Source organism: Nonomuraea sp. NPDC049646, assembly GCF_044465525.1.
Taxonomy (GTDB): Bacteria; Actinomycetota; Actinomycetes; order Streptosporangiales; family Streptosporangiaceae; genus Nonomuraea.
Map to the genome: position 1 here is coordinate 125,917 of NZ_JBITLU010000014.1, position 24,505 is coordinate 150,421.

General features: G+C 70.7%; 23 protein-coding genes. 2 read left to right on the plus strand and 21 right to left on the minus strand.

Going from position 1 to position 24,505, the window contains the following annotated elements; all coding sequences use genetic code 11:
* Positions 1 to 647 precede the first annotated feature (647 nt).
* A complete protein-coding gene (locus tag ACIBQ8_RS35505; RefSeq protein WP_397194177.1) occupies positions 648 to 1,970 on the minus strand; it encodes a DNA cytosine methyltransferase in 1,323 nt (440 codons plus the stop codon).
* 160 nt (positions 1,971 to 2,130) lie between these two features.
* Here ACIBQ8_RS35505 and ACIBQ8_RS35510 point away from each other — a divergent pair, with 160 nt between their 5' ends.
* Positions 2,131 to 2,370 carry a hypothetical protein gene (locus ACIBQ8_RS35510; RefSeq protein WP_397194178.1) on the plus strand — a complete coding sequence of 80 codons (240 nt, stop codon included), beginning with the start codon at positions 2,131 to 2,133 and terminating at the stop codon, positions 2,368 to 2,370.
* Positions 2,371 to 2,401: 31 nt separating this feature from the next.
* Here ACIBQ8_RS35510 and ACIBQ8_RS35515 read toward each other — a convergent pair whose 3' ends face one another.
* The 14 genes from ACIBQ8_RS35515 to ACIBQ8_RS35580 all read right to left on the minus strand — a co-directional run bounded on the left by ACIBQ8_RS35515 (position 2,402) and on the right by ACIBQ8_RS35580 (position 16,524).
* On the minus strand, positions 2,402 to 2,707 hold the full coding sequence (locus ACIBQ8_RS35515) for a hypothetical protein (RefSeq protein ID WP_397194179.1): 306 nt from the start codon (positions 2,705 to 2,707) through the stop codon (positions 2,402 to 2,404).
* Complete coding sequence (locus ACIBQ8_RS35520) at positions 2,704 to 3,198, minus strand: hypothetical protein (RefSeq protein WP_397194180.1); 495 nt, start codon at positions 3,196 to 3,198, stop codon at positions 2,704 to 2,706. The genes ACIBQ8_RS35515 and ACIBQ8_RS35520 overlap by 4 nt, the downstream gene beginning before the upstream one ends.
* Positions 3,199 to 3,200: 2 nt before the next feature.
* A complete protein-coding gene (locus ACIBQ8_RS35525) occupies positions 3,201 to 3,668 on the minus strand; it encodes a hypothetical protein (protein WP_397194181.1) in 468 nt (155 codons plus the stop codon).
* 26 nt (positions 3,669 to 3,694) lie between these two features.
* Entirely contained in the window at positions 3,695 to 4,165 is a 471-nt protein-coding gene (locus ACIBQ8_RS35530; RefSeq protein WP_397194182.1) for a hypothetical protein, read from the minus strand.
* On the minus strand, positions 4,165 to 4,854 hold the full coding sequence (locus ACIBQ8_RS35535) for a hypothetical protein (RefSeq protein WP_397194183.1): 690 nt from the start codon (positions 4,852 to 4,854) through the stop codon (positions 4,165 to 4,167). Before ACIBQ8_RS35535 ends, ACIBQ8_RS35530 begins: the two co-directional genes overlap by 1 nt.
* Positions 4,854 to 5,405 (minus strand): hypothetical protein, encoded by a 552-nt coding sequence (locus ACIBQ8_RS35540; RefSeq protein WP_397194184.1) that lies wholly within the window; start codon positions 5,403 to 5,405, stop codon positions 4,854 to 4,856. The genes ACIBQ8_RS35535 and ACIBQ8_RS35540 overlap by 1 nt, the downstream gene beginning before the upstream one ends.
* A 95-nt stretch (positions 5,406 to 5,500) precedes the next feature.
* Positions 5,501 to 6,148 (minus strand): hypothetical protein, encoded by a 648-nt coding sequence (locus ACIBQ8_RS35545; RefSeq protein ID WP_397194185.1) that lies wholly within the window; start codon positions 6,146 to 6,148, stop codon positions 5,501 to 5,503.
* Positions 6,148 to 6,348, minus strand: a complete 201-nt coding sequence (locus tag ACIBQ8_RS35550; protein WP_397194186.1) for a hypothetical protein — start codon at positions 6,346 to 6,348, stop codon at positions 6,148 to 6,150. Before ACIBQ8_RS35550 ends, ACIBQ8_RS35545 begins: the two co-directional genes overlap by 1 nt.
* A 40-nt stretch (positions 6,349 to 6,388) precedes the next feature.
* The gene (locus ACIBQ8_RS35555) at positions 6,389 to 9,265 is read right to left on the minus strand and encodes a hypothetical protein (protein WP_397194187.1); all 2,877 of its coding nucleotides are present in this window, start codon (positions 9,263 to 9,265) and stop codon (positions 6,389 to 6,391) included.
* Positions 9,262 to 12,372, minus strand: a complete 3,111-nt coding sequence (locus tag ACIBQ8_RS35560; protein ID WP_397194188.1) for a hypothetical protein — start codon at positions 12,370 to 12,372, stop codon at positions 9,262 to 9,264. The genes ACIBQ8_RS35555 and ACIBQ8_RS35560 overlap by 4 nt, the downstream gene beginning before the upstream one ends.
* A gap of 5 nt (positions 12,373 to 12,377) precedes the next feature.
* Complete coding sequence (locus ACIBQ8_RS35565) at positions 12,378 to 12,854, minus strand: hypothetical protein (RefSeq protein WP_397194189.1); 477 nt, start codon at positions 12,852 to 12,854, stop codon at positions 12,378 to 12,380.
* On the minus strand, positions 12,851 to 13,681 hold the full coding sequence (locus ACIBQ8_RS35570) for a hypothetical protein (protein WP_397194190.1): 831 nt from the start codon (positions 13,679 to 13,681) through the stop codon (positions 12,851 to 12,853). The genes ACIBQ8_RS35565 and ACIBQ8_RS35570 overlap by 4 nt, the downstream gene beginning before the upstream one ends.
* A gap of 88 nt (positions 13,682 to 13,769) precedes the next feature.
* On the minus strand, positions 13,770 to 15,404 hold the full coding sequence (locus ACIBQ8_RS35575) for a major capsid protein (protein WP_397194191.1): 1,635 nt from the start codon (positions 15,402 to 15,404) through the stop codon (positions 13,770 to 13,772).
* A gap of 757 nt (positions 15,405 to 16,161) precedes the next feature.
* The gene (locus ACIBQ8_RS35580; protein WP_397194192.1) at positions 16,162 to 16,524 is read right to left on the minus strand and encodes a hypothetical protein; all 363 of its coding nucleotides are present in this window, start codon (positions 16,522 to 16,524) and stop codon (positions 16,162 to 16,164) included.
* A gap of 848 nt (positions 16,525 to 17,372) precedes the next feature.
* Between ACIBQ8_RS35580 and ACIBQ8_RS35585 the strand changes: the two genes are divergently transcribed.
* Positions 17,373 to 17,600: a hypothetical protein gene (locus ACIBQ8_RS35585; protein WP_397194193.1), complete on the plus strand. Its 228-nt coding sequence runs from the start codon at positions 17,373 to 17,375 to the stop codon at positions 17,598 to 17,600.
* Between the two features lie 71 nt (positions 17,601 to 17,671).
* Here ACIBQ8_RS35585 and ACIBQ8_RS35590 read toward each other — a convergent pair whose 3' ends face one another.
* From ACIBQ8_RS35590 to ACIBQ8_RS35615, 6 genes are read right to left on the minus strand one after another with little or no spacing between them, the layout of a single operon-like run.
* Positions 17,672 to 17,896 (minus strand): hypothetical protein, encoded by a 225-nt coding sequence (locus ACIBQ8_RS35590; protein WP_397194194.1) that lies wholly within the window; start codon positions 17,894 to 17,896, stop codon positions 17,672 to 17,674.
* Positions 17,897 to 21,673, minus strand: coding sequence for a phage minor head protein (locus ACIBQ8_RS35595; protein ID WP_397194195.1), 3,777 nt, complete (start codon positions 21,671 to 21,673; stop codon positions 17,897 to 17,899).
* Positions 21,666 to 21,875, minus strand: a complete 210-nt coding sequence (locus ACIBQ8_RS35600; protein ID WP_397194196.1) for a hypothetical protein — start codon at positions 21,873 to 21,875, stop codon at positions 21,666 to 21,668. Before ACIBQ8_RS35600 ends, ACIBQ8_RS35595 begins: the two co-directional genes overlap by 8 nt.
* A complete protein-coding gene (locus tag ACIBQ8_RS35605; protein WP_397194197.1) occupies positions 21,872 to 22,273 on the minus strand; it encodes a hypothetical protein in 402 nt (133 codons plus the stop codon). The genes ACIBQ8_RS35600 and ACIBQ8_RS35605 overlap by 4 nt, the downstream gene beginning before the upstream one ends.
* Positions 22,270 to 24,027, minus strand: coding sequence for a hypothetical protein (locus ACIBQ8_RS35610; RefSeq protein WP_397194198.1), 1,758 nt, complete (start codon positions 24,025 to 24,027; stop codon positions 22,270 to 22,272). The genes ACIBQ8_RS35605 and ACIBQ8_RS35610 overlap by 4 nt, the downstream gene beginning before the upstream one ends.
* Positions 24,024 to 24,377 (minus strand): DUF1360 domain-containing protein, encoded by a 354-nt coding sequence (locus tag ACIBQ8_RS35615; RefSeq protein ID WP_397194199.1) that lies wholly within the window; start codon positions 24,375 to 24,377, stop codon positions 24,024 to 24,026. Before ACIBQ8_RS35615 ends, ACIBQ8_RS35610 begins: the two co-directional genes overlap by 4 nt.
* Between the last annotated feature and the right edge of the window lie 128 nt (positions 24,378 to 24,505).

Sequence of the window (24,505 nt, forward strand, 5' to 3'; positions counted from 1 at the left end):
AAACGGAGAGTGACTATGAGCGGGTGCAGATGGCCAGCCAAAGCCATGCGGCTCCTTGCCGGGATGCTCCTGGTAGCGCTGCAACAGGCGGCACCGGCCAACGCTCAATCCGCGAGGTGGCCTGATGGACCGTTCTACATATACGGCTCCACAGAGGATCCGTTCGCACCCTTCTCTCGCCGAGTAGTGGATGCGACGTGGGACCTGCCGCGCGATAATCCGACCAGGGTAGAAGTCACTGGGTTCGTCCGACTGAACTCCAATAGCAACTGGGGAGCCTCACAGCAATGGACCGTCCGGTTTCCTGCATCGGGAAGCCTGGGCAAGGTCAGGGTCGCGAATAAACTCACCCACACCTGCATTGCCGAGCGAGAGCTCCCCGTGCCGCGCGGCGGTGAAGGCGCCCTCCTTGCACCATGCGGCGACCCCGGCACGCTGTGGTACTGGCAGCCCATGGGCGGGCAAAGGTTCGTACTTCGCAGTCCTTCGGGTCCAGACATTTGCCTGAGCAAAGCACAAATCTACGAGGACCCCGAACATCTTCGCCTGAGAGACTGCCCGGATAACGCCTGGGCGACTGATTCTCTGATGATCTGGGAGTGGTTCAGGGCACAGTAATCAGCTGGCCCACCGACGCGCGACAGCGCCTAACCGGCCGAGGCAGTACGGGCGGCCTCGATGGCGACGATCCGCCGTGCGCCCCACAGGATCATCGGGACGGGGACGGCGTTGCCCATCTGGCGATAGCGGGCGGAGTCGGCCTGCTGCCGGTCGCCGCTGTAGAGCGTCCAGTCATCCGGGAACCCCTGCAACCTCTCACACTCGCGCGGGGTGAGCCGCCGCACGGCCAGTTCCTCGGTGACGAGCGGCGAGGATGCCGTGCTGTCGATCCGGCTGCCGTAGTTGGCGGTCAGGGTGTTGGTGACCACCATGGCGGCGGAGGCCCCGCCGGAGGCGGCCCGCAGCGCGTACGCGGGCCCCTCGGCAGGTCCTGTCTCTATCTGGGTGCCGCCGTCGCGGCCGCGCAGGGCGACCGGGTAGGCGATGCTGGGGCGCCCTGTGGCGCACAGGGGCGGCGCCGGGTCGCCGGGCCGCGGGTTGGCCCGGTTCTCGGGCGAGGTGACCTGTGCCAGGTCGTAGGCGACCACGGGGATGCCGCGGCCGGTGCCGTCCTCGCTGGCGTCGTGCCCTTCGGCGGTGAGGGTGTGCGTGATGTCGCCCAGGACGCTGGTGACGTAGGCGCCGGAGCCGTCCAGGTCGCACCTGTGACCGCCCTGGTTGGCGCCGAGCGGTCCGGCGACGTCGGGGGTGGCCGCGCTGAGTCCGTAGGCCCTGCCACGGCTTTCAGCGCCTGCAGCAGGGGCGGCGGTAGCTTGCGGCCCCGCCGCTCGGCCCGCCTCAAGATGCCGGAGGCCGCTCTCGCACTCAAGTAGTACTTGCTCGGGACCTCGGAAGTCTCCAAGATGTCCGACAAGTAGGACGCGACGGCGTCGTTGGGGTACTCCGAACCTTTGTGCGTCCAGTACCCGCCAGGAAACGCCGTACCCGATTTCGACCAGCTGCCGGAGCACTCGTCCCATGTCCTGGCCGGCTCGCGAGGAGAGCAGACCAGGCACGTTCTCGAAGAACAGCCACCTGGGGTGCAGCTCTTGGGCGAGACGTACCAGGTGGTCGAAGAGTCCGGATCGGTCGTCGTCGAGTCCGTGGCGGAGGCCGGCGACGGAGTGTCCTTGACACGGCCAACCCCCGGCCAATATGCCGCTCGCTGGGTTGAATCCCGTTGATAGAAGTTGCTCACCCGTAATCTCCCGGATGTCGCTGAGCAGGGAGGTTGCGGGGAAATGCCGCTTCAAGACGCCGCGCGCCTTGGCGTCGACCTCGATCGCCGCCGTGACGCTCACACCGGCCCGGGCCAACCCGAGATCAAAACCGCCGACGCCCGCGAATGCTGAGATAGCGGTCATCGCCATGCCCGCGTCCCTTCCTGGGCCCTTGCGCAGTCAAGGCCCGCATTCACCTTGCCAGCCGGCATGCGCCGGCCTGTGTATCGACACGGTGTTCGACTGACCTCAGCCAGCACCTTCGGATCACCGGTGGTATCCAGCGCGGATCATCGGGACAATCCTGGTCATGCCTCTGTGGAAGAAGCTCGGAATCGGCCTGCTGACGCTCTTCGGGACGCTGATGCTCTGCCTCATCCTGGTGATCTTCGTGCCCGGTGGATGGAAGATCGCCCTCCCGATCCTGGCTCTGCCCGTCATCGCCGGCTTCATCTTCTGGGCCTGGTTCGACAGCTCCGATCCGTCCTCACGGCGCGACGCCACCCCCCACAACGCCCGCTGGGACGACAAGCGCGAGCGCTTCCTCTGACCCCAGCCACACCCGCTACGGCCGACGCCGCTCAAGGAGCCACAGCGTGCGCGTGCACGGTGACGCCGGCCGCGTTCGCGCCTCCCGCCAGCACACCGATGCCCAGCAGAGTGACCCCCGCGGCGGCCAGGACGTGGACGGTGGTCTGGGCAGCCGTGTTGGAGGCGATCCGCGCCGACCGGAACCCCGCCCCGGCTTCCACGGCAATGCTGATGACCGGAGGTGCAGCGAACGCACCGGCCGGCCAGCTGAAGGTGGCGATGCCACTGCCATCGGTGACGGCAGTAGCCCGCTCCTGCCTCCGCTGCGGTGCCTCAAAGTCCCCTACGGTGCTCATGCCGGCCCGTCCCCGGCCGGGCCGATCCAGTGGGCAGTCACATAGCTGCGGCCGTCCCCATTGCTCACGACCACAGCCGAGCCGACCGCGCCGATGCGGTAGGCGGCGAGCTGTACCGTCTGCCCGGCCGTGAAAGAGTGCACGAACTCTCGTGCGCCGGTCGCCTGAATCTGCATCAAGGGCGCGTTGGCGCCGGTGGCCCCGAACGCGGCGATCACCTCGGAGCCGGGGATCAGCGCGCCGTCCTTGTAGAGCCCAGCAGTCACGCCCAGGCCCTGGGCCGCGCTCATGTTGGCCGGGAGCTGTGCGACGCCCCGCGCCTGGAAGGACACCGCCCAGAAGCCAGCACGCGGCACCGTGATGGCCGGCAGCTCCGTGATGACCTCCCACACCCGGTCAGCGCCGATCAGGGCGTGGTTCCATGCCGTCACGGCGGACTGCATCCAGGCGCCGTCGACGGGGGCGTTGACCGTGGAGGCGGTGCCCGTCACCCTCAGACCTCCCGGGTGCTGGTGACGAGGAAGTCGGACCCGGCGACCCCGGTGAACACGAACGCGTCTTGGAGCTGCTCGCCCGCATCGCCTCCTCGGTCCACGCCCCAGGTGAGGGAGGTCCCGGCCGCCAGGGTGACCGCCGTCCCACCGCCAATGGCGACGGTCGGAGATCCGGCGTACACGATCACCGTCACCGAGCGGGCGCCGGCCGCGATGGTGACGTTGCCCGCGCCGGTCTGCCGCTGGATGGTTGAGTCGATCTGCGGGTTGGCGGCTGGCGCGGTGTCACAGCGCACCACCGTGCCCGTGGGCGTGTACGACGTCGTGCCGTCCAGCATGGTGTCCTTGACGACCGTGACGCCGTCCTTAGTCTCGTAGCGCCGCAGGAAGCTACCGACGCTGTCACACAGAATCTCGTACTCGTCATCGGGCGTGGCCGCTGCCACGCTGCCGCTGGTACCGGACATGAGGAGACCTCCAAGAGGGTGAGGAGTTAGGCGACGCGGGCGTATCGCAAGGTGGTTTGCTGGATGCCACCGGACCCAAGCCCGGCCACCTCGGTGGTGCCGGAGATATCGACCCGGTTGGCTTGGAGGCGGATCGTCCTCGGTGACGTGACCGCGTACTCGACGCTGATTGCAGCCGAGCCGTTCCACTGCAACGCCGTTGGGCCACCCCCAGCGAACTCTGCGATCTGCACGACGATGGCTTCCGAGTTCGGTACGACGACGCCGGCAGTGACGTCCCACAGCCGGGCGCCGATGTACGCGTTCTCACCCGTCGTCATGCGGCCGATGTTGCCCCGGACAACTGCGTCCAGGTGGTACGTGCCGGCCGCGGGGAGCGCGAGCGACAACGCGATATCGACCCACGCCCCGGAGGCGCCCGGCATGAGGTCGACGCCTGATGGCAGCACAGCGAAGCCGGTAGCGCGGATGTCGAGACTGGCAGCGGTTCCGGTCATCAGTCGCTCACCTTCTGCCACATGATCCCCTGCTGCGGGATGCCGCTGGTCAGGTAGTGCTGGAGGTTCGCATTGGCCTGCGTCCCCCCGTCGCCAGTGCCCCGCAATCCCCGGATCTCGAACGTCGTCGGAGCTGTGACGGTGACGAACGCTTCACTCACCGCGTTCCCGCCGATGCTCTTGAGACCGGTCGCCCCGTTCACCGTCCCGGGCTCGTCGTGGAGGAGCACCCACCGCGAGCTGCCGTTCACCAGGGCATTCGTAGCGGTGTTGAACCAGTAGGCCGAGATGGAGGCGATGTGCCGGCCGTTGAAGTTCCAGGTGGCGAGGCCGAACAGGTGGGCGGTGAGCCGGTAGACGCCTGCCTCGGGCAATACGACCTGGCTGTTGGGCAGGGTGACAGCGACGCCCAGAGCCGACGTGCGCAGGTCCGCCATGCCGGCGATACGGGAACCGAACACCGGCGTGAGTCGGGCCCCCACCTGCCAGTTCTGTGGGCACGCCCCGGCGGCCGGGGGCATCACGTCCACGTCGACCGATCGCTCTGTGCCGACCGCCGCTCCGGGGGCGATACCCGTGACCTCCGTACCCGGCACGAGGAGGCCGCTCGCCGTCTGCTGGAGGGCGTTGCACGCCGCCGGGTCAACCTTGGGGTCGATGCGGTACGTACGGCCGCAGGCACCCGCCATCAGTCGCTCACCTTCTTGAAGCGGAAGTTGGTGGCCCAGACGACCTTCTGAAAGGTGGTTCCGACGTCGGTACGCCAGGACCCGTCAACGCGGATCGCCGCCGGGCCGGGCACCTGGTACAGCGCTGACGCCGAGGCGTTGGCCTGGACGCCGGTGGTACCCGTGGCCGTCTGATCGGTGAACAGGATGATTCGCCGTGCAGTCAGCGGGACCTGGGCGCCGGCGGTGACGTCGAAGACTCGGGCGTCGATGATCGCGTTGCCGACGCCGGCCGCCCACCCGATGGACCCCTGTACGTCGGCGACCACCTCGTAGACACCGGCCTCCGGCAGCAGCAGGTTCGCCCCCGTGACGGGAACCCACGTGTTGGCGGGAGCGGAGTCCAGGGACACAGCCCCCGATGTCTGCCCGGAGACCGGCGTGAGCCGAGCACCGACCTGCCACGTCTCGGGGCACGCCCCAGCGGCTGGCGGCGTGACGTCGACGTCGACTGAGCGCTCCGCCGACACGGCGCCGCCGGGGGCGATGCCCTGGAGGGCCGTGTGCGGCACCAGGAGGCCGCCCGCCGTCCGGGTGAGGGCATTGCATGGCGCAGGGTCCACGGGCACGTCGACGCGATACGTACGCCCGCAGCAGCTACCAGCCATCAGTCGCTCACCTTCACGAAACCGAGGCGTGGGCCTCCGAGGATCGCCTGGGTGGCGTCGGTGAAGCCGACGTGCTGTCGCTGCCCTTCCACACGGACCGTCGTGGGCCCGGTGACGGTGAGGAAGGTGTTGATGCTGCCGGCGTTCTGGAGGGACATCACCGTGCCCCCGCCATCGTTGATGTTGCCGAACTGGATCCGTCTGGTGGTGCTGGGCAAGGGTGCCCCGGCGGTGACGTTGACGAGGCGGGCGTTGATCGCCACCGCCCACGGCGTGGTCGCGGCGATGTGCGAGTAGAGGTCTGCGGACAGGGCGTACGTCCCGGCCTCGGGCAGCACGACTTGGGCAGTGGTGGCCACCCACGCCCCGGAGGTAGCGGCTCGGAGGTCCGCGTCCGCTCCGAGCGCTTCGCCGCTGACGGGGGTGAGGCGTGCCCCGACGGTCCAGGTCTTCGGGCAGACGCCGGCGGCCGGTGCCTGCACATCGACGTCGACCGAGCGGGTCGCCGAGACCGCGCCGCCGGGAGCGGTCCCGGCGACTTCGGTGTGCGGCACGAGGAGCCCGGCCGCCGCCTGTGTGAGCGCGTTGCACGGCGCCGGATCCAGGCGCGGGACGACCCGGGTTGACCCGCAGCAGTTACCCGCCATCAGTCACCTTCCGGGGGCGTGGGGAGCGGTGAGGAGAAGACGTCCGGCAGGCTCGCGAGGTAGGCCGCCTCGTCCACCTCCTCGTAGCCCAGCTCCACGTACGGTGCCGGGTCCTTCAGGTTGTAGACGACCTGCACGCCCTGGCCCTCCTTGGTGAAGTAGCGCGGGCCGGGCGTGGTCTCGGTCGTGTCGTCGCTCATCGGTGCCTCCTGGTCAGCGGTCTGGGAAGAGGGGCGGCCATCAGCGGTACGTCCAGTTCAGGAGGTAGCTCGCTGCGGCCGTCGCCCCGGCGAAGGAGGCCGCGGCGAGGGCGGTGTCGCTGTCTTGGGCGACGGACCACGTCATCGTGACCCCGGCCGGGACCGCGACGGCCGCGCCGTCCGACATGGTGACGTTGACCGCGCCGGCGAGAACCGTGAGGCTGACGCTCTGCAGGCCCGGAAAGCTGCCCGCAAGGTTCTGTGCCGCGGTACCGGTCACGGCCCGTACGCCGGTGCTCAGCGGTCCGGGCAGGGCCTCCGCCGCCGTGCATTCCACGGGTGCGGTCGGCGTGTACGGCTGGGTGAGGTCGCCGTCCAGGTAGGTGCCCAGAAGGGTCGGGGCGGCGCCGTCGCACGGGTCGACGGCCCACAGCTCGGTGTACGTGACGTCGCCGATGCCGTCGCCGGTGGTGTCGTCGCAGCCGCACCGCTCCACCACCTGCTTGGCGCAGTCCGTGCTGCTGCCTGCCGCGCCTGTGCATGGCGCCACGTGCCAGCCGTCCGGGATGGCATCCTGGCGCTGCCCGTCCTCGTCCAGGTAGTAGATCGAGTCATCGCAGCAGACCATCCGCGTCCAGGAGCGGGTCTCGGGGATGACGTCGTAGGTGACCTTGAGGTGGACCATCAGGCCGGCACCGCCGCCGACGGTCTCCTCCACGTCGAGGTAGAGGAAGTTCCGCCCGGCCTGGGCACCCGGGATGGTGGCGGGGCCGAAGGTGTACGTCGTCCCGTTGTGCGTGGCCGTCGCCGGCAGGGCCTGCCAGGCACCGTTATTGAGCCGGAACGCGCGGCCGATCTGGTCGGCGTTGAACACTGTGGCCTGGATCTGGATGGTGGCGGGGTCGGCGTTGTCTGGCAGGTCGAAGTAGGCGCGCGGGAACCAGTGGGTGTTGAGGAGCGACGGGCCCTCGTTCGGCTGTGCCGGGCTCGACTGCGCCGAGGTGCCGTTCGGGTGCGGGCTCACCCACCAGGCCGGGCGCGCGGTGTCAGAGTCGGTGACCGACCAGGCGGTCGAATACTGGTACTCGTACATGTCATACCAGGGCGGGTTGGCCGCCGTCAGGTCCGGGGTCCACTTCCATACCGGGTCCACCGAGTTGTCGTTGAGGTGGGCCTCGTTGGAGATGAACTCGACGCTCTGGGTGGGGTCCTGCTGGATGCAGACCTGGGTCGGCTGGCAGCAAGACTCCGGCTCGGGCGGCTCCGGCGGCTCACACACCCCGGCGGTCCCGGCCACCGTGTAGGGGGTGGTGCCGTCAAGGAGGGTGTCCGTGACGGTGGCGGTGCCGTCACAGGCGCGGCAGATCTGCCGCAGGAACGGGCCTGCGGGGACCACCGACACGGCGCCGGCCCAGTAGGTGAAGAACACGCCACACGTGGCGATGCGGCTGTTCGGCGCCGGTGCGGTGGTGAACGAGGTGACCGGGCTGGTGGTACGGAACCGGGCGCTGCTCGCGATCCGCGGGTCCGTCACGTACGAGCACGGGTCGGTCGGTGCAGCGTCGGAGGTGCGGGTCAGAACTCCGGTGGTCTCGTCGTAGGTGTAGCCGTCCGGCAGGCTCACGACTTCCAGCCCTGGCGGGAGCTGCGTGTGGCTGATCGTCGGGTCCGTCGCGAAGTAGCGGACGTATACCGAGAACTCCACGATCGAGGGCCGGGAGAACGTCCACTTCGTCGGTGCCGTGACGGCGTGGGGGAAGGTGTGCAGTCCCCACCAGGAGCCGTCCGCGTTGCTCATGTTGGGCGCCATCGCCGTGGTGTTCGTGGCGCCGGTGGACGTCCAGCCGACACCGTTGGACAGGGTGCCGGATGCGGCGGTCCCGGTGATCGTGACGGGCGCGGCGGTGGGCCGGTCGCACAGCACCAGCGTTTCGCAGTCCTTGCACGACTCAGGCTGACAGACGCCCACGGTGCCGGTCGGCGTGTAGGGGGAGCCGTCCAGGAGGTAGTCCGAGTGCCCGACGATGGCGCCCGTCTCGTCCCGCCGGTAGTCGCGCACCATCGGGGTGACGGTGCCGTCCGCGGCGACGTCACAGAGCTGGACGACGTCCTGTTCGGGCTGTTCGACGCCAACCGGGCAGGTGGTGATGGTTCCGGTCGGGGTGTAGGTGGCTCCGGTGGTCGCGTCGACCAGGCGGACGCTGTCGATCGTGCCGTCTGCGGCGTAGCTGTACTCGATCAGGACCAGGCCGGCGACTGTGCCGTCCGCCAGGACGTCGCAGAACGTGCCCGAGACCTGGACTGACTGGCTGCTGCCGCAGGCGACGGTGCCGACCGGCGGCGCGCCCGCGCTGTAGGCGCCGGTCTGGAGGTTGATCCATCCCTCGGAGGTGACCGTGCCGTCGCAGTCGCGGACGACGGTGACGGCGATGGGTGTGCCGTCCGGCAGGCACAGGCCGACCGTGGCGGTGGGCGTGGTCGGCTGCTCGCAGTCTGGGGAGGCGGGGCAGAGCCCGACGGTGCCGGTGACCGTGTAGGCGGCGCCTGCCAGGGTGCGGTCCACGGTGGCGAGGACGGCGCCCTGGCAGTCGTAGGTGGTGGCGCGCACGAACTGGGCGACCGTGCCGTCCGCCGCTACGTCGCACAGGATCTGGGTGGCGGTGGTGGCGTTGCAGCCGTCCGCCGAGCACGGGCCCAGGACGCCCTGCGGGGTGTAGGCGGCGCCGGTGACCGGGGTCACGGTACGTGTGCCTACGCGGGCGCCGCTGGTCGTGTCGTAGATCGGCTCGACGAGGGCGACGCCGGCGACCGTGCCGTCGGCGAGCACGTCGCACAGCAGGACAGTCTCCACGTCCACGCGGGGCGTGGCCGCCGCCCCGGAGACGATGACGGGCCCCTGCCCGCAGCATCCACTCATGACAGGGTTACTCCTCGGGTCCACGTGACGGTGACGGTGCCGGTGTCGGCGGTGATGGTGAGCGGACCGGTCAGGGCCGCGTCCTCGTCGCGGGCGACGCTCCAGGTGGCCGCCTCGCCCGTGTGCAGGGTGCTGGCCCCGTCCACGGTGGTGATGGTTCCGGTGCCGCCGTGCGCGACGGCGGTCACGGACTGGAGGGCCGGGATCGCCGCGGCGTCCCAGGAGCCGGCGCCGGCCGCGAGCTCCACGCGGTGGGCCTGCACGCCGAACGCCGAGGGTGCGCCCTCCGCCTCGTCGGCGGCGTCACAGGAGACGGGCGCCACGGGGGTGTAGGGGCCGGTGATACCGTCCGTGTAGGTGCCCAGGCTGGTGACCGTGCCCTGGCAGTCCACGGCGAGCAGCTCCACATACCCGACGTCGGGCAGGCCGTCCCCGTCCGTGTCGTCGCAGCGGCACTCCTGCAGGACGGTGTGGGCCGGGCACGGCTGCTCGGGGCAGCAGGAGCCGCCGGTGGCCGAGCACTGGCCGGGCTCCCCGGTGAGCGTGTACGGCTGGCCATCCATGGTGGTGTCCACCACGGCGGTGACCGCACCCGTCTCGCAGTCCACGGTAACCGTGCGCAGGAACTGGGTGTCGCAGCCGGTCTGGTCGTACGCCGTGGTGGCGGTGAACGCGGAGAGCTGCCACCCGGTGTGACGTGGCGGCGGGCAGGCGGCGCCGCTGTCGTCGTAGGCGTCGAACGCGAGCAGGACGGCGATGTTCCCGGCGGCGAGGTCGGCGGCGGGGACGTCGGCCTCGACGGTCAGCGTCCCGGACCAGCCGACCGGGGTGTCGGGCGGGGCAAGATCGATGGCAACCCGGTTCGCGTCGCCGGGGCCGTTGTAGAGGCCGAGGAACCCGGTGATGCGGCAGCCGGCATCAGGGCCGAGCTGGGTGACGTCGACCTGGGCCGTTACGTGGGCGGTGCCGGTGTCACAGACCGGCCGCGGGGCCTGGATGATCGCGGCGGCGGTGCGGACGGTTCCGCCCGTGCCCGGCTGCGGCCCCGCCGCGTCCGGGAGGGTCAGCGTGCCGCCGTCCCACAGGGCTTGGGCCCCTGGCGTGGCCACGCCGGTGGTGTATGGGTAGTACGGCCCGCCGGGGGTGTCAGTGACGGTCGGCGCAGGGGCGCCGTCGGTGGGCAAGTCGCACAACAGGAGGGAGCTGGAGCTGCGGCACGGCTCGGCGGCCGGGGAGCAGACGCCGACGGTGCCGGTCGGCGTGTACGGGGTGCCGTCCAGCAGGTAGTCCGTGTGGCCTGTGATCGCGCCGCTCTCGTCGCGGGCGTAGTCGCGGACGAACTGGGTGACGGCGCCGCCCGCGGCGGTGTCGCAGAGCTGCACCAGGTCCCGCTCTGGCTGCTCGACGCCGGCCGGGCAGGTCGTCACCTCCCCCTGCGGGGTGTACGTCTGGCCGGTGGTAGCGTCCACCAGGCGCACGGAGGCGACCGCGCCGTCCGCGCCGTAGGTGTACTCGATCAGGACCAGGCCGAGGACATCGCCGGTGGCGGGGTCCACGTCGCAGAACGTGCCGGCGGTGGTGATGCTGCGGGGGTGGCCGCACGCCATGGTCCCGACGGGCGGGTTGCCAGCGGAGTAGGTGCCGGTGGTCAGGTTGAGCCACCCGTCCTGGGTGACCTCGCCGTCGCAGTCGCGGGTGACCAGGACGGCGATGGGCGTGCCGTCCGCCAGGCACAGGCCGAGCGTGGCCGCCGGGGTGGTCTGCGCCTGGCACGGCGTCTCGGCCAGGCACAGGCCCACGGTGCCGGTGACGACGTGCGGGGTGGCCCCGTCCAGCTCCATGTCCTCGAAGGAGGCGATGTCACCGAGCCAGGAGTAGCGGCGCAGGAACGGCCCGGCGTCGTCGCACAGGGTCAGGGTCTCGGTGGCCTCGGTGGCGTACGAGCAGGCCACCGGGGCGACGGGCGTGTACGGGGTGGCCGGGTTGTCCTGGTAGGTGAGTAGCAGGGAGGCCGTGCCGTCCGCCGCGATGCACCACAGCTCGCTGTAGGTGGTGTCCGCCTCGCCGTCGCCGTCGGTGTCGTCGCACCGGGTGCGGCACACGGTGTCCAGGCAGCCCGCGGTGCAGGGGCCGGCGTCGGCCGGAGCCTGGCCGGCCGTGAAGACGCCGGTGGTGGAGTCGATCCAGCCGACCACCGTCGGATCGTCGGGGGTCGAGCCGCACGCGACGCAGCCGGAACGGACGACCAGGAGCACGCTGGTGCCGTTCGCCCGGCACAGCGGGGCAGAGGCGATCGAGGGGGCACAGCAGCCGGTGACGGTTCCGGTGTCGTCTCCGGCGCAGGCGCCGACGGTGCCGGTGACGACGTGCGGCGTGCTTCCGTCGAGCGCGTAGTCGACGTACGTCGCCGTGCCGTCGAGCCAGGTGTATCGGCGTAGGAAGGGCCCGCTTGCGTCGCACAGCGTCACCGTCTCCGACTCGGGGCACCCGTATGTGCACTCCACCGGCGCCACAGGCGTGTACGGCGTGCTGGGGTCGCCGCTGTAGGTGAGCAGCAGCTCGGTGCTGCCGTCGGCGTGTACGCACCACAGCTCGCTGAAGGTCTGGTCGGCGGCGCCGTCGCCGTCGGTGTCGTCACACCGCTGGACGCAGAGGGTGTCGAGGCAGCCTGCCGAGCAGGCGGTGCAGTCGGCCGCGGTGCCGGTCACGGTGTAGGAGGTCAGGCCGTCGAGGGCGGTGTCGGTGCTGCTGGTGACGGTGCCGTCGCAGTCGCGCAGCAGGTGGCGCAGGAACGTCTGGCAGCCGCCGCCGGGCAGCAGGTCACACAGCTCGACGGTGGTGACGGCTGCGCAGGCTTCGGGGCAGGGGCCGGCGTCGGCGGGCGGCGGCCCGGCGGTGAACGCACCGGTGACCGGGTCGATCCATCCTGCTGTGGCGGGGTCGGGTGCGGTGGCGTCGCATTCGGCGCAGCCGGAGCGGATCACGACCAGCAACGGGCTGCCGTCCGCCCGGCACAGCGGCGTGGCGGCGATGGCCGGGGAGCAGCAGGTGGTGACCTCTACCGGCCCGCCGCCTCCATCGGCACACGGCAGAGGCTCGATCGGCATCCGCGTTACCCCTTGCTCTCGTGGGCCTGGCGGCGGTGGGCGCTGGCGGCGCGGTCGCTGGCGAAGGTCCTGCCGCAGCCGGGGTGACCGCACGGAACACTGCTGTCGTCCGGAGGGGGCGGCCCTTCGGTGGCGGCCTGAGGCTCCTCCGCCGCGCCTTCCGTGGTGGGTGGCTGCTCCTCCTGTCCGCTGGCGACCGGTGACGGGTCGAGCGGCGCCGCATCGGGCCCGTACGCGGCGGGGTCGAGCTCTGGCAGCGCCTGGCCCGGTTCGGCCTCCAGCAACGGCAGGACGGGCGGGTCGCAGAGCGGGCGGCCGTCGATGAGAGCTCCGTGCAGCAGGTGGCCGGGGATGTCGGGCAGCAAATCGTCGGGGACGCCGAACTCGGCCTCGCTGACGGTGCGGAGCTTCGGCTGCTGGTCGACGGCCCAGGCGGCGAAGTCGCGCCGCAGCTCGGGCGCGGGGCGGACACGGATGATCACGGGCACACCTCGATTTGGATCATGCAGGTCACACACGTCGTGGCCGGCACGTAGGTGCGCTCGGCCAGCACCCGCCGGTCGTTGAACCGGTAGTCCACGCTGGCCCCGGCCCGGTCAGGGACGATGTCGAGGGGCCCGCGCCGGATCTGCAGAGGGCCGGTGATCGCCAGCCAGGCCGTCCCCGGCTCGGCGGGGACGCCGTCCGGGCCGGTGTTGAGGGCCGAGTAGCCGGCGCCGAGGACGACGCAGTTGCCGGCCAGCGTGCGGATTTGAGAGCCCTGCAGGTGAGCGATGTTGCAGCAGCCGAGCAGCGCGGCCGCGCCGGTGGGGATGTGCAGGACGCCGACGCCGCCGTAGGACTCGGCGAGGCAGCCTTCCAGCGCGGCGACCCCTTGGGCGATGCTGACGGGCCCGGCGGCCGGGGTGAGATCCACGGCCTCGGGGGCGATCACGTGAGTCCAGAACCACTCCTCCAGGCCGCGCTGCTCGCCGAGCAGCAGCGCCTGGCGGACATGCTCGACCGCCTCCTCGTACGACCAGCCGATCGTGGAGCACTCGATCCCGGCGTAGAGGGTGACGGCGTCGGCGTGCTCGTTCTCGGGGCGGCAGAACTCTTTGCCGGCGGGCAGGCCGGGGGACTCGTCGGGCGGGCACCAGTCGGTGGAGTGGACGGGGCAGCAGCCCATCGCCAGCCATTCCACGCCGAGCAGCTGGTGGATGTCGTCGTCGGTGACGTCGATGACGGTGGAGCAGCCGCCCAGGATGCCGTTGGGCAGCGGCGTCCCTGGGATGGCGTTGACGCGCCGGCGCATGCCTGCGGGCGGCATCGGCCCACCTCCTCACTGTGGTGCGGGGGCGCCAGGCACGGTCCGGTGGGGACGGGCGGCGTGCCTGGCGCGATCTGGGTGGGGAGGGTCAGGCGATGGGGCAGGTGACGCCGAGCTGCTCGCCGGTGCGGCCGTCGGGGCAGACGGGGACGGTCACCAGCCGGACCTCGGGGCCGCGGTTGATGAGCGCCACGCACTCCTCGGAGAACGCCGCGGTGTAGTCGTTGGTGGAGAACTTCGTCGAGTCGTGAATCACGCCCAGCGAGATTTCGCCGCCGCGGCCGATCTGGAGCGCGCCGGCGGGGTGGATGAGGAACGGGATCGTGTCAGGCCAGTCCACGGCCGGGGCCGGGCCGCCGATGTTGGTGGGGACGTTCGGCGCCAGCCCGCGGGCCCACTGCACGCGCACGCCAAGCGTAGCGAAGGCGTTGATCACGCAGGACACGTCGATCTCGTCACAGGACGTGCCGTTGCGGCGGGCGATGTCGGCCAGGAACATGTTCCGCGACCACCACGGGAAGACGACCTCGATGTTGATGCTGTCGCACAGGCTGTGGCGCTCGACCATGTCCGCGGCCTGCAGCGCGACGGCGGCGTAGATGGCGGAGAACGCGCCGAAGGTCTTGGCGATGGTGACCGGGGTGGCGGCCGCCACGGCCTGGTCGAACAGCACCTGGCGGACGCGCAGCTCGTGGGCGACCATCGTGTTGCGCTGGTACCAGGCCACCAGCTCGGGGAAGTGCCGCTGCGTCAGGATGCCGGCCTCGAGGCAGACGCCGACCGCGTCGCATCGCACTTCCTCCGGCTCGGGGCAGGGGATCTTGAAACACGGCTTCGTCGCGCCGGAGATGTCATCGGCCTCGGTGTGCACCCAGGTCATCGCGCCGACGTCGAGGGACGGGATGGGGAAGAACCGCAGGCCGCCCCGAGCGAGCTGGATCTCCGGGGCGTCCCACAGCATCTCCGGGCACGCGATGTCGGCCAGCGTGTAGACCGTCTCCGACGGGGCGCACCAGCCGCCGGAGGCGACGATGTCCTTGTTCGGCAGGCGGGACTGGTCGGCGGCCAGGATGACCGCCCGGGTGCCCTCCGTGCCTGACGAGCTGTCGTTGACGATGAGGTTGCGCTCAAACGGCAGCCGGTAGCTGGCGCACAGGCCGACGCCGCCACCTGCCGTTTTCAGCGCGTTGGCGCGGCGGATGATGCCCTCCGTGACGCCCTCCATGTCCAGCGGCTGGCCGGGCTGGTAGCCGGGCACGTCCACCGACGCGGTGATCTCCGGGCGCGGGTTCGGGTCCGGCGGCAGCACGCGCGGCTGCCGGCGGCGCACGCTGGACAGGTCGAGCGCCGGACGCCGCGCCACGGCGGCCGAGGCCGCGATCGGCTCTGCTTCCCGGGCGGGCTCCGGCTCCGGCTCGGCAACGGCCTCCGGCTCCTGCGGCGTCTCAGGCTCCGGCTCGGGGTCGCCGCTGTCGCCGCGGACCTGGGCGGCCAGGGCGTCGATCTCGGCGGCTGCGGCTTCGGCGGCCTCGCGGCGGCTGGCCTGCTCGGTGCGGATGTCGTTGACCGCCTGGGCCAGCTGGCGCAGCTGGGCGAGGTCGTCACTGGTGACGGCCTGGGCGTTGGACTTGGCGTCGAAGGCGGCGACCGCGCCGTCCAGGAGTTCGGCGAGCTCGTCGTCGCCCAGCGCGGTGATGTCCTCGGGAAGCTCGAACTGATCCACGAGCGGCTCTCTCTCGGTGAGAGGTGAGAGCCCGGCCCACAACCAGCGGCGATGCGTTCGATGCTAGCGCAAGGGTTTCTGCATGGCGCAGCGGCAACACCGCTGGCCAGCGCTGACGCGCAGGTAGGGGCGCTTGATCTTCGGCGAAGGTACCTGTTCGGCTGACGAGCTGGTGTGTCGTGGCACCGTCACAGGTGTGTTTCCAATTCCGCCCAATCCGGGTCACGATGGTGTCAGGCTATGGTCGAGTGTTTCCGTCGTCGGGACGCCATATCAGGCCCCTACAGCCCGCATCTCCGTGGAGGTTATACGTGTTGAAATCGCGTCGTCTCGTTCTCGCTTCGGCGGCTGGCACGGCCGCTGTGCTAACGGCGCTCGTCCTGGCGCCTGCGGCTTCGGCCGTTAGCCCTGCCCCGATCCCGCCTTCGACCGACACCTCCGCGCTCAACTCTCAGGAGTTGGAGCTATTGCAGTCGGACACCCCCAAGACGATCGCGGTGGACCCCAGCACAGGGAAGGTGTTGTCGGTGGCAGAAGGAACCGATTCGGCCTCACATGGACAGACCATCGATCTGGACCCGCGCACTGGCCAGATCATCTCGGTGACTCCTACGAAATAGGCTCTGCCTATTTCCATTTTCGCCAAGAGGGTGACATACGCTGAGAGCGGAAAGGGCGATCGCCTTCCCGCTCTCAGTTTCCTGCAAGCTATTGCCCTAGCCGCCTTTTAATGTGACGACCTCGGACCGCGCCTTGCCTAGTAGAGAGTAACGCTGGTACCGGTGACGAGTTGTCCCGCGAACGTGATGACGTTACCGGGGCCCCAAGGACCACTGCAGGACGACGACCCGCCATAGGTCCAGCATCCCCTGCCGGTGTAGCTGCCGGTCGCGAAATAGCTGCGGGCGGGCCAGGAGCCGGTCTTCGTCCCTGCGCTGCCATAGAAACCCTGGTCAGCGTAGGGAACCTGTCCCGACTTGAAGCAGAAGTCTCCCGAACTGCAGACGCCGTGCTGGCTGATGTTAGTCGTCACGGGAGTTCCTTCGGTTACCGACAGCACCTTGCCTGTGCTGGGGTCCACCGCGATCGTCTTGGGGGTGTCCGACTTCAACAGCTCCAACTGCTGGGAGTTGAGCGCGGAGGTGTCGGCCGAAGACGGAATCGGGGAGGGGCTGGCGGCCGTAGCCGCCGGCGCCATTACGAGAGCCGTAACGACAGCGGCCGCGCCAGCCGCCGAAGCGAGAACGAGACGACGCGATTTAAGCACGTACAACCTCCGGTGAATGAATGGATGCGAGGCAGTTTGACATCCGCCAAACCGGCCTCCGGGCACCGATCGAACATAACCCGGCCAATCGGGCGAATCCATGCATTGCAAAATGGTTGACGTGTGACATGTATCACAATGAAACTGGTGGATAAGAAACCAGAATGACGGGTAGACGCGCGAGTCCCCGAAACGGGAAACGTATATTTTCGAACTGGCACTACGATCTGTGCTCCCTTATTGGCGGAGGGTGTCGTACCTCTTCTCCTGCGCCCACGACCCAGGTGGCCTGCATCGCAGCGCCAGCCATTGACAGATAAGCGCGAAAATCGCGACTACAGGCTAGGAGTACAGCCATCCGCCGTTGATCATCCAGCCCCGGCGGATGAACCATCCAAGGCGCGCTGCTCTATGCCCCGGCGAGATGCACTCAACAAAGATGCATACCGACGGCACGAGCACAAGCGTTGCCGCTTCTCGCCCGACATCCAGATGTGACAGAGGGACCGGCCACCCGCCGAACCATCCGCAGGTCACTTGCGGTTCTCGGGGACGCCGAGTGGCTTTTTCGTCGGAAGGGATACACGCATGCACGGTAATTCGAATGACACAATGTGAACGATGCATGCGCTCTAGAAAACGACGCACCATTCAACGGAAAGCCATGAACCAGCAAATGCGATCTTGGTATTGTTAGATCTGTGGAGATCAGTGGCCTACGCGTTGAAGGCTCACGTACCGTTCACCTGGCCGGCACCAGCGTCGACCGATATGACGTCGAGCTGCCCGCACCGGCCTGCCACACCGGCATCGCAGGATGGGACCCCCGCCGCCTGCGCCCTTCGGAGGCTCCGGTCAACTGCCGCCGCTGCCTGCGCATCATCGCGAGGAGTCAGCTCCCCGTCCTGGTGCACGCCACGCTGTTCTGACGGTCAGCGGGGCCCGGCGCCCAGCGCGCCGGGCCCGCCACGTCGTCGAGCACCACAGCACCCCATCTGGGTCAGGCGCCTGGCTTCGACTCCGCTCCCCGCACGGCCGGGGAGTCGCCCGCAGCGGTCGTCTGCTGCTCGGCCGGAGCTGCGCCGCCCTTCGGGCGGACCGTGCTACCGGGGTAGCGGCGGGCGACCGCCTTGGCCGTGTGCTCGGAGGTTCCGGTGAACACGACGTTGCCGTCGGCGTTCACGACCTCGTGCTGCTGCCGGTTCTTACCGCACCCACATCCCATCTACTGGCCCCCTGTCACTCGGGCCGCCAGGCTGGCGGCCACCTCGGCCCGCGCCGGCGCGACCTGATCGGCCAGCCGGGCAATCTCCGCGCGCACGCTGGCGCGACGTTCCATCTCGTCGACCACCGCGGCGGCGAGCATCGCCAGCTCCCCGCCGGGACGTGCCTCCTCCCCCGGCCGTGCGGGGGCGGCGGCGATCAGCGCCAGGTTGGCGCGGTCGATTACCGCCGAGGCCGCCAGCCGGGACGGGTGGCCGGGCACCGGCACGCTGAGCACCGCGCGCAGCGACCACCGGCCGGACGGGAGCTGCCGCATGTGGTAGCTGGGCTGGCAGGCGCCGAATACCATCCGGTCCCAGTCGCTGAGCCAGGGGGCGGCCGCGCCGGAGAACCACATGCCGCCCGCGCTCATGCCGACGGTGACGATGCCGGCGACCGTGCGGGTGTCGTCGAACTGGCAGCTGGCGGTCTCGCACTCGGCGCCGTCTCGATGGTGGCCGGCGTTCATGGTCATCGCCCCGACCCGGATGACGCTGCCGTCGTCGAGCTGGAACTTCGAGCGGAGGAAGGTGGAGAAGTCGATGTCGCCGAGAGATTCGACGGTGAGCTTGCGGCCGGGGAACGCCTCGTGCGGCACACCGCGCTGGGCGACCCAGCCGTAGATGCGGCCGTCGCGGATGTGCACGCCGCCGGAGTCGGGCGGCAGCTCCTTCACGGTGGGCTCGGCGAACCATGCGGCCGGAAGCGGCGGCAGGTTCTGGAACTCCTGCCAGGCGGAGGCTTCGAGGTCGTCCATGCCTTCGCCGCCCTCCCACGGCGGCGCCAGAGCCGGGTCTTCGTAGAACTCGGCCATGCGCTCGTAGAGGTCGTCCAGCCGCCCGCGCAGCTCCTCCTGCTCGGTGGCCGGGATGTCGACGCCGCCGCGCGCGCCCTGCAGCGCTCCGGCGGCGGCGAACACCCCGGCCGCGACGATCTCCAGCCGTTCGGTCCCGTCGCTGGTGAACACGTCGGCGATGCCGAGCTTGTAGGCGGCCAGGGTGGCCGGGTCGGCGTCGGGGTCGCGCCACAGGAACGCGCGGCCGAGCCGGTCGGCGTCGACGCGGTCCTGGTCGTCGGTGGCCCAGGCCAGGACGCGGGACGCGGCCTGGCCTCCGTCCCATGCGGTGTCGCGGTCCTCGTGCAGCGGCAGCTGCAGGTCTCCGGACATGGCGGCCGCCAGCTCTGGCGCGGTCTCCGGGAGCGTCGAGGCGGCGACGTAGAGGCCGCGGGTCAGGCTGCGGATGTGGCCGGCGTTGGCGGCCCGCAGGAGGTGGTCGCGGGCCGTGCCGCTGGTCATGGACAGGGCAACGGCGACGTCGCCCGCCCCGACCGGGATCGGGCTGCCGGCGACGTAGGCGATGACCTCGCGCATGCGCCCGGCCAGCGGCTCCGGACAGTCTCCTGCGGCGGTGGCGTCGACCGGGTCGAGGAGGATGCGGGCGCCGGCGAAGGCGGGCATCGCCACGAGCGTGGCGCCGCGCAGCCGGGCGCGGGTGATGCGCATGAGGTAGTCCCCGCTGGCCTCGCTGAACAGGACCTCGCCGTCGTCAGGGATGGGGTCGCCCGCCGCGGCGGTGATGGCGCCCGCGGCGGCCAGGGCGCGGAGCCCGGTGGCGGCGACGGTGCCGCGCGTGGTGGTGGTCCACTCCACGGTGTGGATCGCGCGCACCTGCCCGCCCGTTTCCTGTCCGGCCTCATCCTGCCCGTGGGGGTGGCTGGAGGCGGTCCAGTCGACGACGTGGCTGGCGCGGACCATCCACCGGCCGTCGGCCAGGCGCAGCACGCTGGCCGCGGTCAGGGACGCCATGAGGACGACGTCGGCCTCCTCGCCGGCGGTGCGCTGGTCGGCCGGGCGGGCGTCGAGGAACTCGATGTCGACGTCGTCCAGGTCGACGCTGACGCCGAGGGGTGCGTCTTCCTCCAGCAGGCGGATGGCGTTCGCGCCGGCGGACTGGCTGGGGTAGAGCACGCCCGCGGCCGGGATGCGGTCGCCGTCGCGCGACAGGGTCTCGATGGCTCCGGCAAGCTCGGCGCCGTCGTGGCCACCGAGCATCTCGTCGGCGTACTGCAGCGGCCACGGCCCCGCCTCCCAGTACAGGGCGCCGGGGGCGAACACGCGGCCGTCGCCGGTCTGGACGTTCTCGAAGGCGATGGCGAGGTTTCCGGGGGTGGACCAGCGGCGCGGCGGCAGATCGTCGGGAGCGGGCATGTCATCTCCTGCGGTGGGCGCGATGATGGGCGCGGTGAGCGGGATGTCGGTGACCTCGCCGCCGAAGGCGACGCGGAGCCGGTCAAAGGTGATGGGGCCGACCCGGTCGACGAGCTGGGCGAGCTGGGCCACATCGCGGGTGTAGGTGAGGGTGACGTGCGGCACCCACGGCAGGTGCTGCTCGGGCAGGTCGAACACGTCGGTCACGCCGTAGGTGATCATCCGCTGGGCGGTCTGCAGGTCCGCGCCGCCGACGCCGAGCACGATGCACGTTTCGGCGTCCGGGTCGTCGCTGGGGTTGAACACGCTGACGGCGAAGGCATTGCCCTCGACCGGCAGCGGCACGCCGTCCTCCCCGCGCAGGGCGCCTGCCTGCGCGGTCACGGTGTCGATGATCTGGGTGCGCATGTCAGGATCGATGTCGTCGGCCTTGCCGAGGAACAACAGCGTGAGGTGCAGTTCCTCGGCAGGCTCGCCATCGGGTAGCGCGAGCCGCTCGATGTCGGCCTGGGACGGGACCAGGGCGATCATCGCTCCGCTGTGGGGTCCGCTGGATGCGGCCGACAGGCTCTGCTGGGGGTGGGCGTCACGCACGATTCCCTGCTCCTCGAAATATGCGATCACCTCGGCGATCTGGGCGTCGTCGAGGTACTGGCGTCCGTCGTCGGCCGGCGGCTCCGGCTCGTCACCGAAGGTGAGGGTGCAGCGGCACTGGACGACGTTCGCCGGCGACCCGGTCGGGTCGCACGGGAACTGCAGCTGCTCGCCGTCCACGGTGAACGGCGCGGTGAGGGGAACGGTCTGCCCGTCGGCCTCCCAGTGCTCGGGCCGGGTTCGCGTGTCGGCGGTCGCCAGCCAGCTCTTGTAGGAAGGCCGAGCGGTCTCAGGCAGGGCCAGGGCCTGGTCGAGGGCGGCACGGTTCCACGCGGCAGCGGTCTCGGTGCGCGCGATCCGGCGGGCGCGAGCTTGGCCGAGCTGGGCACCGTCGTCGGCGAACACCCGCTGGAGGCGGCGGGCCAGCTGGTCGACGCCTTCCCCGGCGAGCGTGCCCTCGGCGAGCTCGGCGCGGGCGGCCTCCCACAGCCGGTCTCCGACGCCGGTCAGCCGGTTGGTGGCCTGCTGCAGGTAGTCCTGGACCCGGTCCGGGACGCTGGCCGGGTCCTCACGCCACTGACCGGGCAGGTTCTTCAGGTAGGGCGGGGGCGGGCCGGAGGTGAAGCGGCGCCACACCGCGGCGGCGGCCGCGGCGTAGATGCGCAGCAGCGCGGCCAGGAGGTCGGGCAGGCTCGTGGTCCACAGGGCGGCCAGCTGTCGCAGGAGGGCGTCGTCGACGGCCGCGGTCAGCGCGGTCAGCGCGGGCCGGCCCTCCGCTGCGGCGGCGGTGCGGGTGGCGGCCGTGACCGCCTGGGCGAAGTCGCGCGCGACCCGGTCCAGGGCCTGCTGCACGACGCGCTGCAGGCCGTCCTCGAGCGTGCTCAGCGCGCGGTCGGCGGAGTCGCGCTGCACCTGCCGCGGGTCGCGCTCAGCCATCGCCAGCCGCGGCGTTTCCGGCGTAGGGGGACCAGCCGCACTGCTCGCAGATGGCGTACCCGCCGATGGTGTAGGTGCGCTCGCTGGTGACGGCGGAGATCGTGGCGGTGGCCACGGTGGTGGCCTGGCAGCGGCGGCACCATTCGTAGCCTTGGTCGGAGACGACGGGCACCACCTGCTCGGTGGGGCGGGGTTCGCTCACGGCTGCTCCTGCGGGTGGACGTCGCGCAGATGGTCGACGGCGATGCCGGCGAGCTCGAACACGGCCGCCACGGCGGGGACCCGCGGATCGGGATGGCCGGCCGTACCGGGGAGGTAGGCGAGCGGGCGGCCGCCGTCGTGGCATGGCTCGGCGGTGCAGCGCAGCGCGACGCCGCCGCCTGAGTCGCCGATCAGGGTGAAACGGTTGCTGAACAGCGCCGAGGCGACCGTCAGGAGCACGCCGCAGGCGGGGCACACCTGGTGGCGTGCCAGGAGCACCTGGTGCCCGGGATCTCCGCTCGGGTCGACCTGGTGGATGGGAACGGTCAGCACCTGGAGGCGGCCGCAGCGGCCGCACTGCTCGACCGACGGCTTGCCGAGGGTGAGGGCGAGCTTCACGCGGCCTCCGCCAGACAGGAGGTGTGCAGGACGCTGCCGGTGTGCTCATAGGCGTGCTCGACGCCGGCGGCGATCAGCTCCCGGCAGTAGGAGTCCAGCGCGGCGGTGAGGCATTCGGGGTCCAGGCGGTAGCGGGCGGCGATCTCCGGGACGCGGGCCCAGGCGCCGTCCAGCAGCCGCCACTGCTCGACCTGCTGGGAGGTGACGGTGACCAGGGTGTGGACCCGGCCTTGCAACGTCTTGGCGCGGCCGCGCTCGCTGCGGGGGCAGGCCGGGGTGCGCAGCAGCTTCTCGCCGGCGGCCGCGAGCGCGCCCCAGATGAGGCCGTCGGCGGCGGCGAGCAGCCCGTCGCCGGGTTGCCCGCCGGCGGGTGGCGCCGCGGCGGCGGTGGCGGGCTCGGTGCCGGGCGGAGCGCTGGTCTCCTCGACGGGCAAATCCCCCTCGCCTGCAGGAGCCGCCTGGCGGGCGGCAGGGCGCTCGCCCGGGGCGGGGGCGTCGGCGTCGTCGAAGCCGGTCTCCCGGCGCAGCGCGGTGTCGCTGATGGCGCCCAGCTCGTACACCTTGATCGCGGTCTCGCTCCTGTTCTGGCGGACGCGCAGGGGGCTGGTGTCGTACCAGACGAGCCACTCGTCGGCGTCGGGGACGCCTTCGTCTTGCAGGATGGGGCGCAGCCACTGGGTGGTCAGGGCGTGGGCGACGTTGGCCAGCTTGGGTTCGATGCCGAGCCGGATCGCCTCCGAGCTGAGCTGCCAGACGCCCCAGTGGTTGATGTCGCCCATGCCGAGCAGGATCTCGGCCGGGATCTCCAGCCCGGTCGCGAAGCGGCGGATGGCCTCATCGCGCAATTTCAGGGCCAGCTCGTCGAAGTTGCTCTCGAACGTGATGAGCTTGATCTGCGGGATGAGGTCTGCGGGCACTTCGAGGATGATCGGGACCGTGGCGGCCGCGCTCTCGGGCTCGCGGTAGGCGGTCTCGGCGACCGTCATGAACACGTCTAGTAGGTCGTCCTCGGCGCCGTCCTGGCCCGGGGTGGCGGGGAAGCGGGCGCCCTTGGGGACGAGCAGCACACCGCGCCCGGTCAGGCGGGAGCGGGCGATCGCGGCGACGGCGGCGTTGAGCAGGTGCAGCTCTTCCAGCAGGGTGATGCTGGAGCGTACGGGGCTGTCGGCTTCAAGGTGCCTGCGCGGGTGCGGCGCCCACACGCGGATGGCGATGGGGTCGGCCGGGTCGGCCGCCTGGTCGGGGTCGAGCGCGGGGATGATGACGGGCACGCCGTCGATCTCGGCGGTGAGCTTGCCGCCCTGCTGGGTGACCTCGGCGACGGACAGGACGTGCCAGGTGTGGCTGGCAGTGCCCTCCTGGGCGTCGGGGCTGGGCCGGATGATGATCCAGCCCTCGCCGGCGATGGTCAGGTGGGGGCCGAAGTTGCCGAGGAGCTGGGCTTGGCCTTCGGGGCCGCCGGCGATGCCGCTGACCAGCTCGGTGGCGCGGTGGTCGTCGGGGGCCGGTTCGATGGTGCCGTCGTCGGCGCGGCGTCCCGCGAACAGGCGCGCCCCGGACAGGGCGTTGCCGATCCAGGTGGCGGCGAAGCGCACTTCGGGGGTGGTGTCGTAGAAGGCCCAGGCGCGTTCTTGCCAGGACTGGTCGATGCGCTGCAGGGCGCCCTTGAGGGTGCGGTTGGTGAAGCGGGCGGCGGCCGCGGTGAGCCCGGTCCGCGCGGGCGTCCGGGTGGACGTTCGGGTGGGGGCGGTCATTGGTCGGCCGCCCGCTGCAGGCTGCCCATGGTGTCGTCGAGGCGGTTGAGCAGGACGGCGGCGCCCGCGACGGTCGCCCATTCGATCAGGTGGACGGCGATGGGTGCGGCCGGCCAGAGGTCAGCGACGGTGAGGTAGAGGGCGAGCAGGAGGCCGGAGATCCACCAGCCGGAGCAGTAGACGCAGGAGATGAGGGTGACGATGCCGGTGCGGAGGCTGGAGGTGGGGCGGCGCTGGTGCCAGGCGTGGACGAGGTCGCGTGGTCTGTCGAGGATCGAATCGTGGACGATCAGCTGCGTCGCGCGGTAGCCGGCGAACGCGAGTACTGCCAGTTCGATCGGTGTGATCAACAGACGCCTCCTGCCGAAAGATCTCCCGCCATGCGCCGATCATAGGCCGGAATGCAGGAATATCTTTCGCCGGAAAGACGTCTTGCAGGAAGATTTAAAGCAATGCGTGAGGGTGGTTCTCCAGGCGG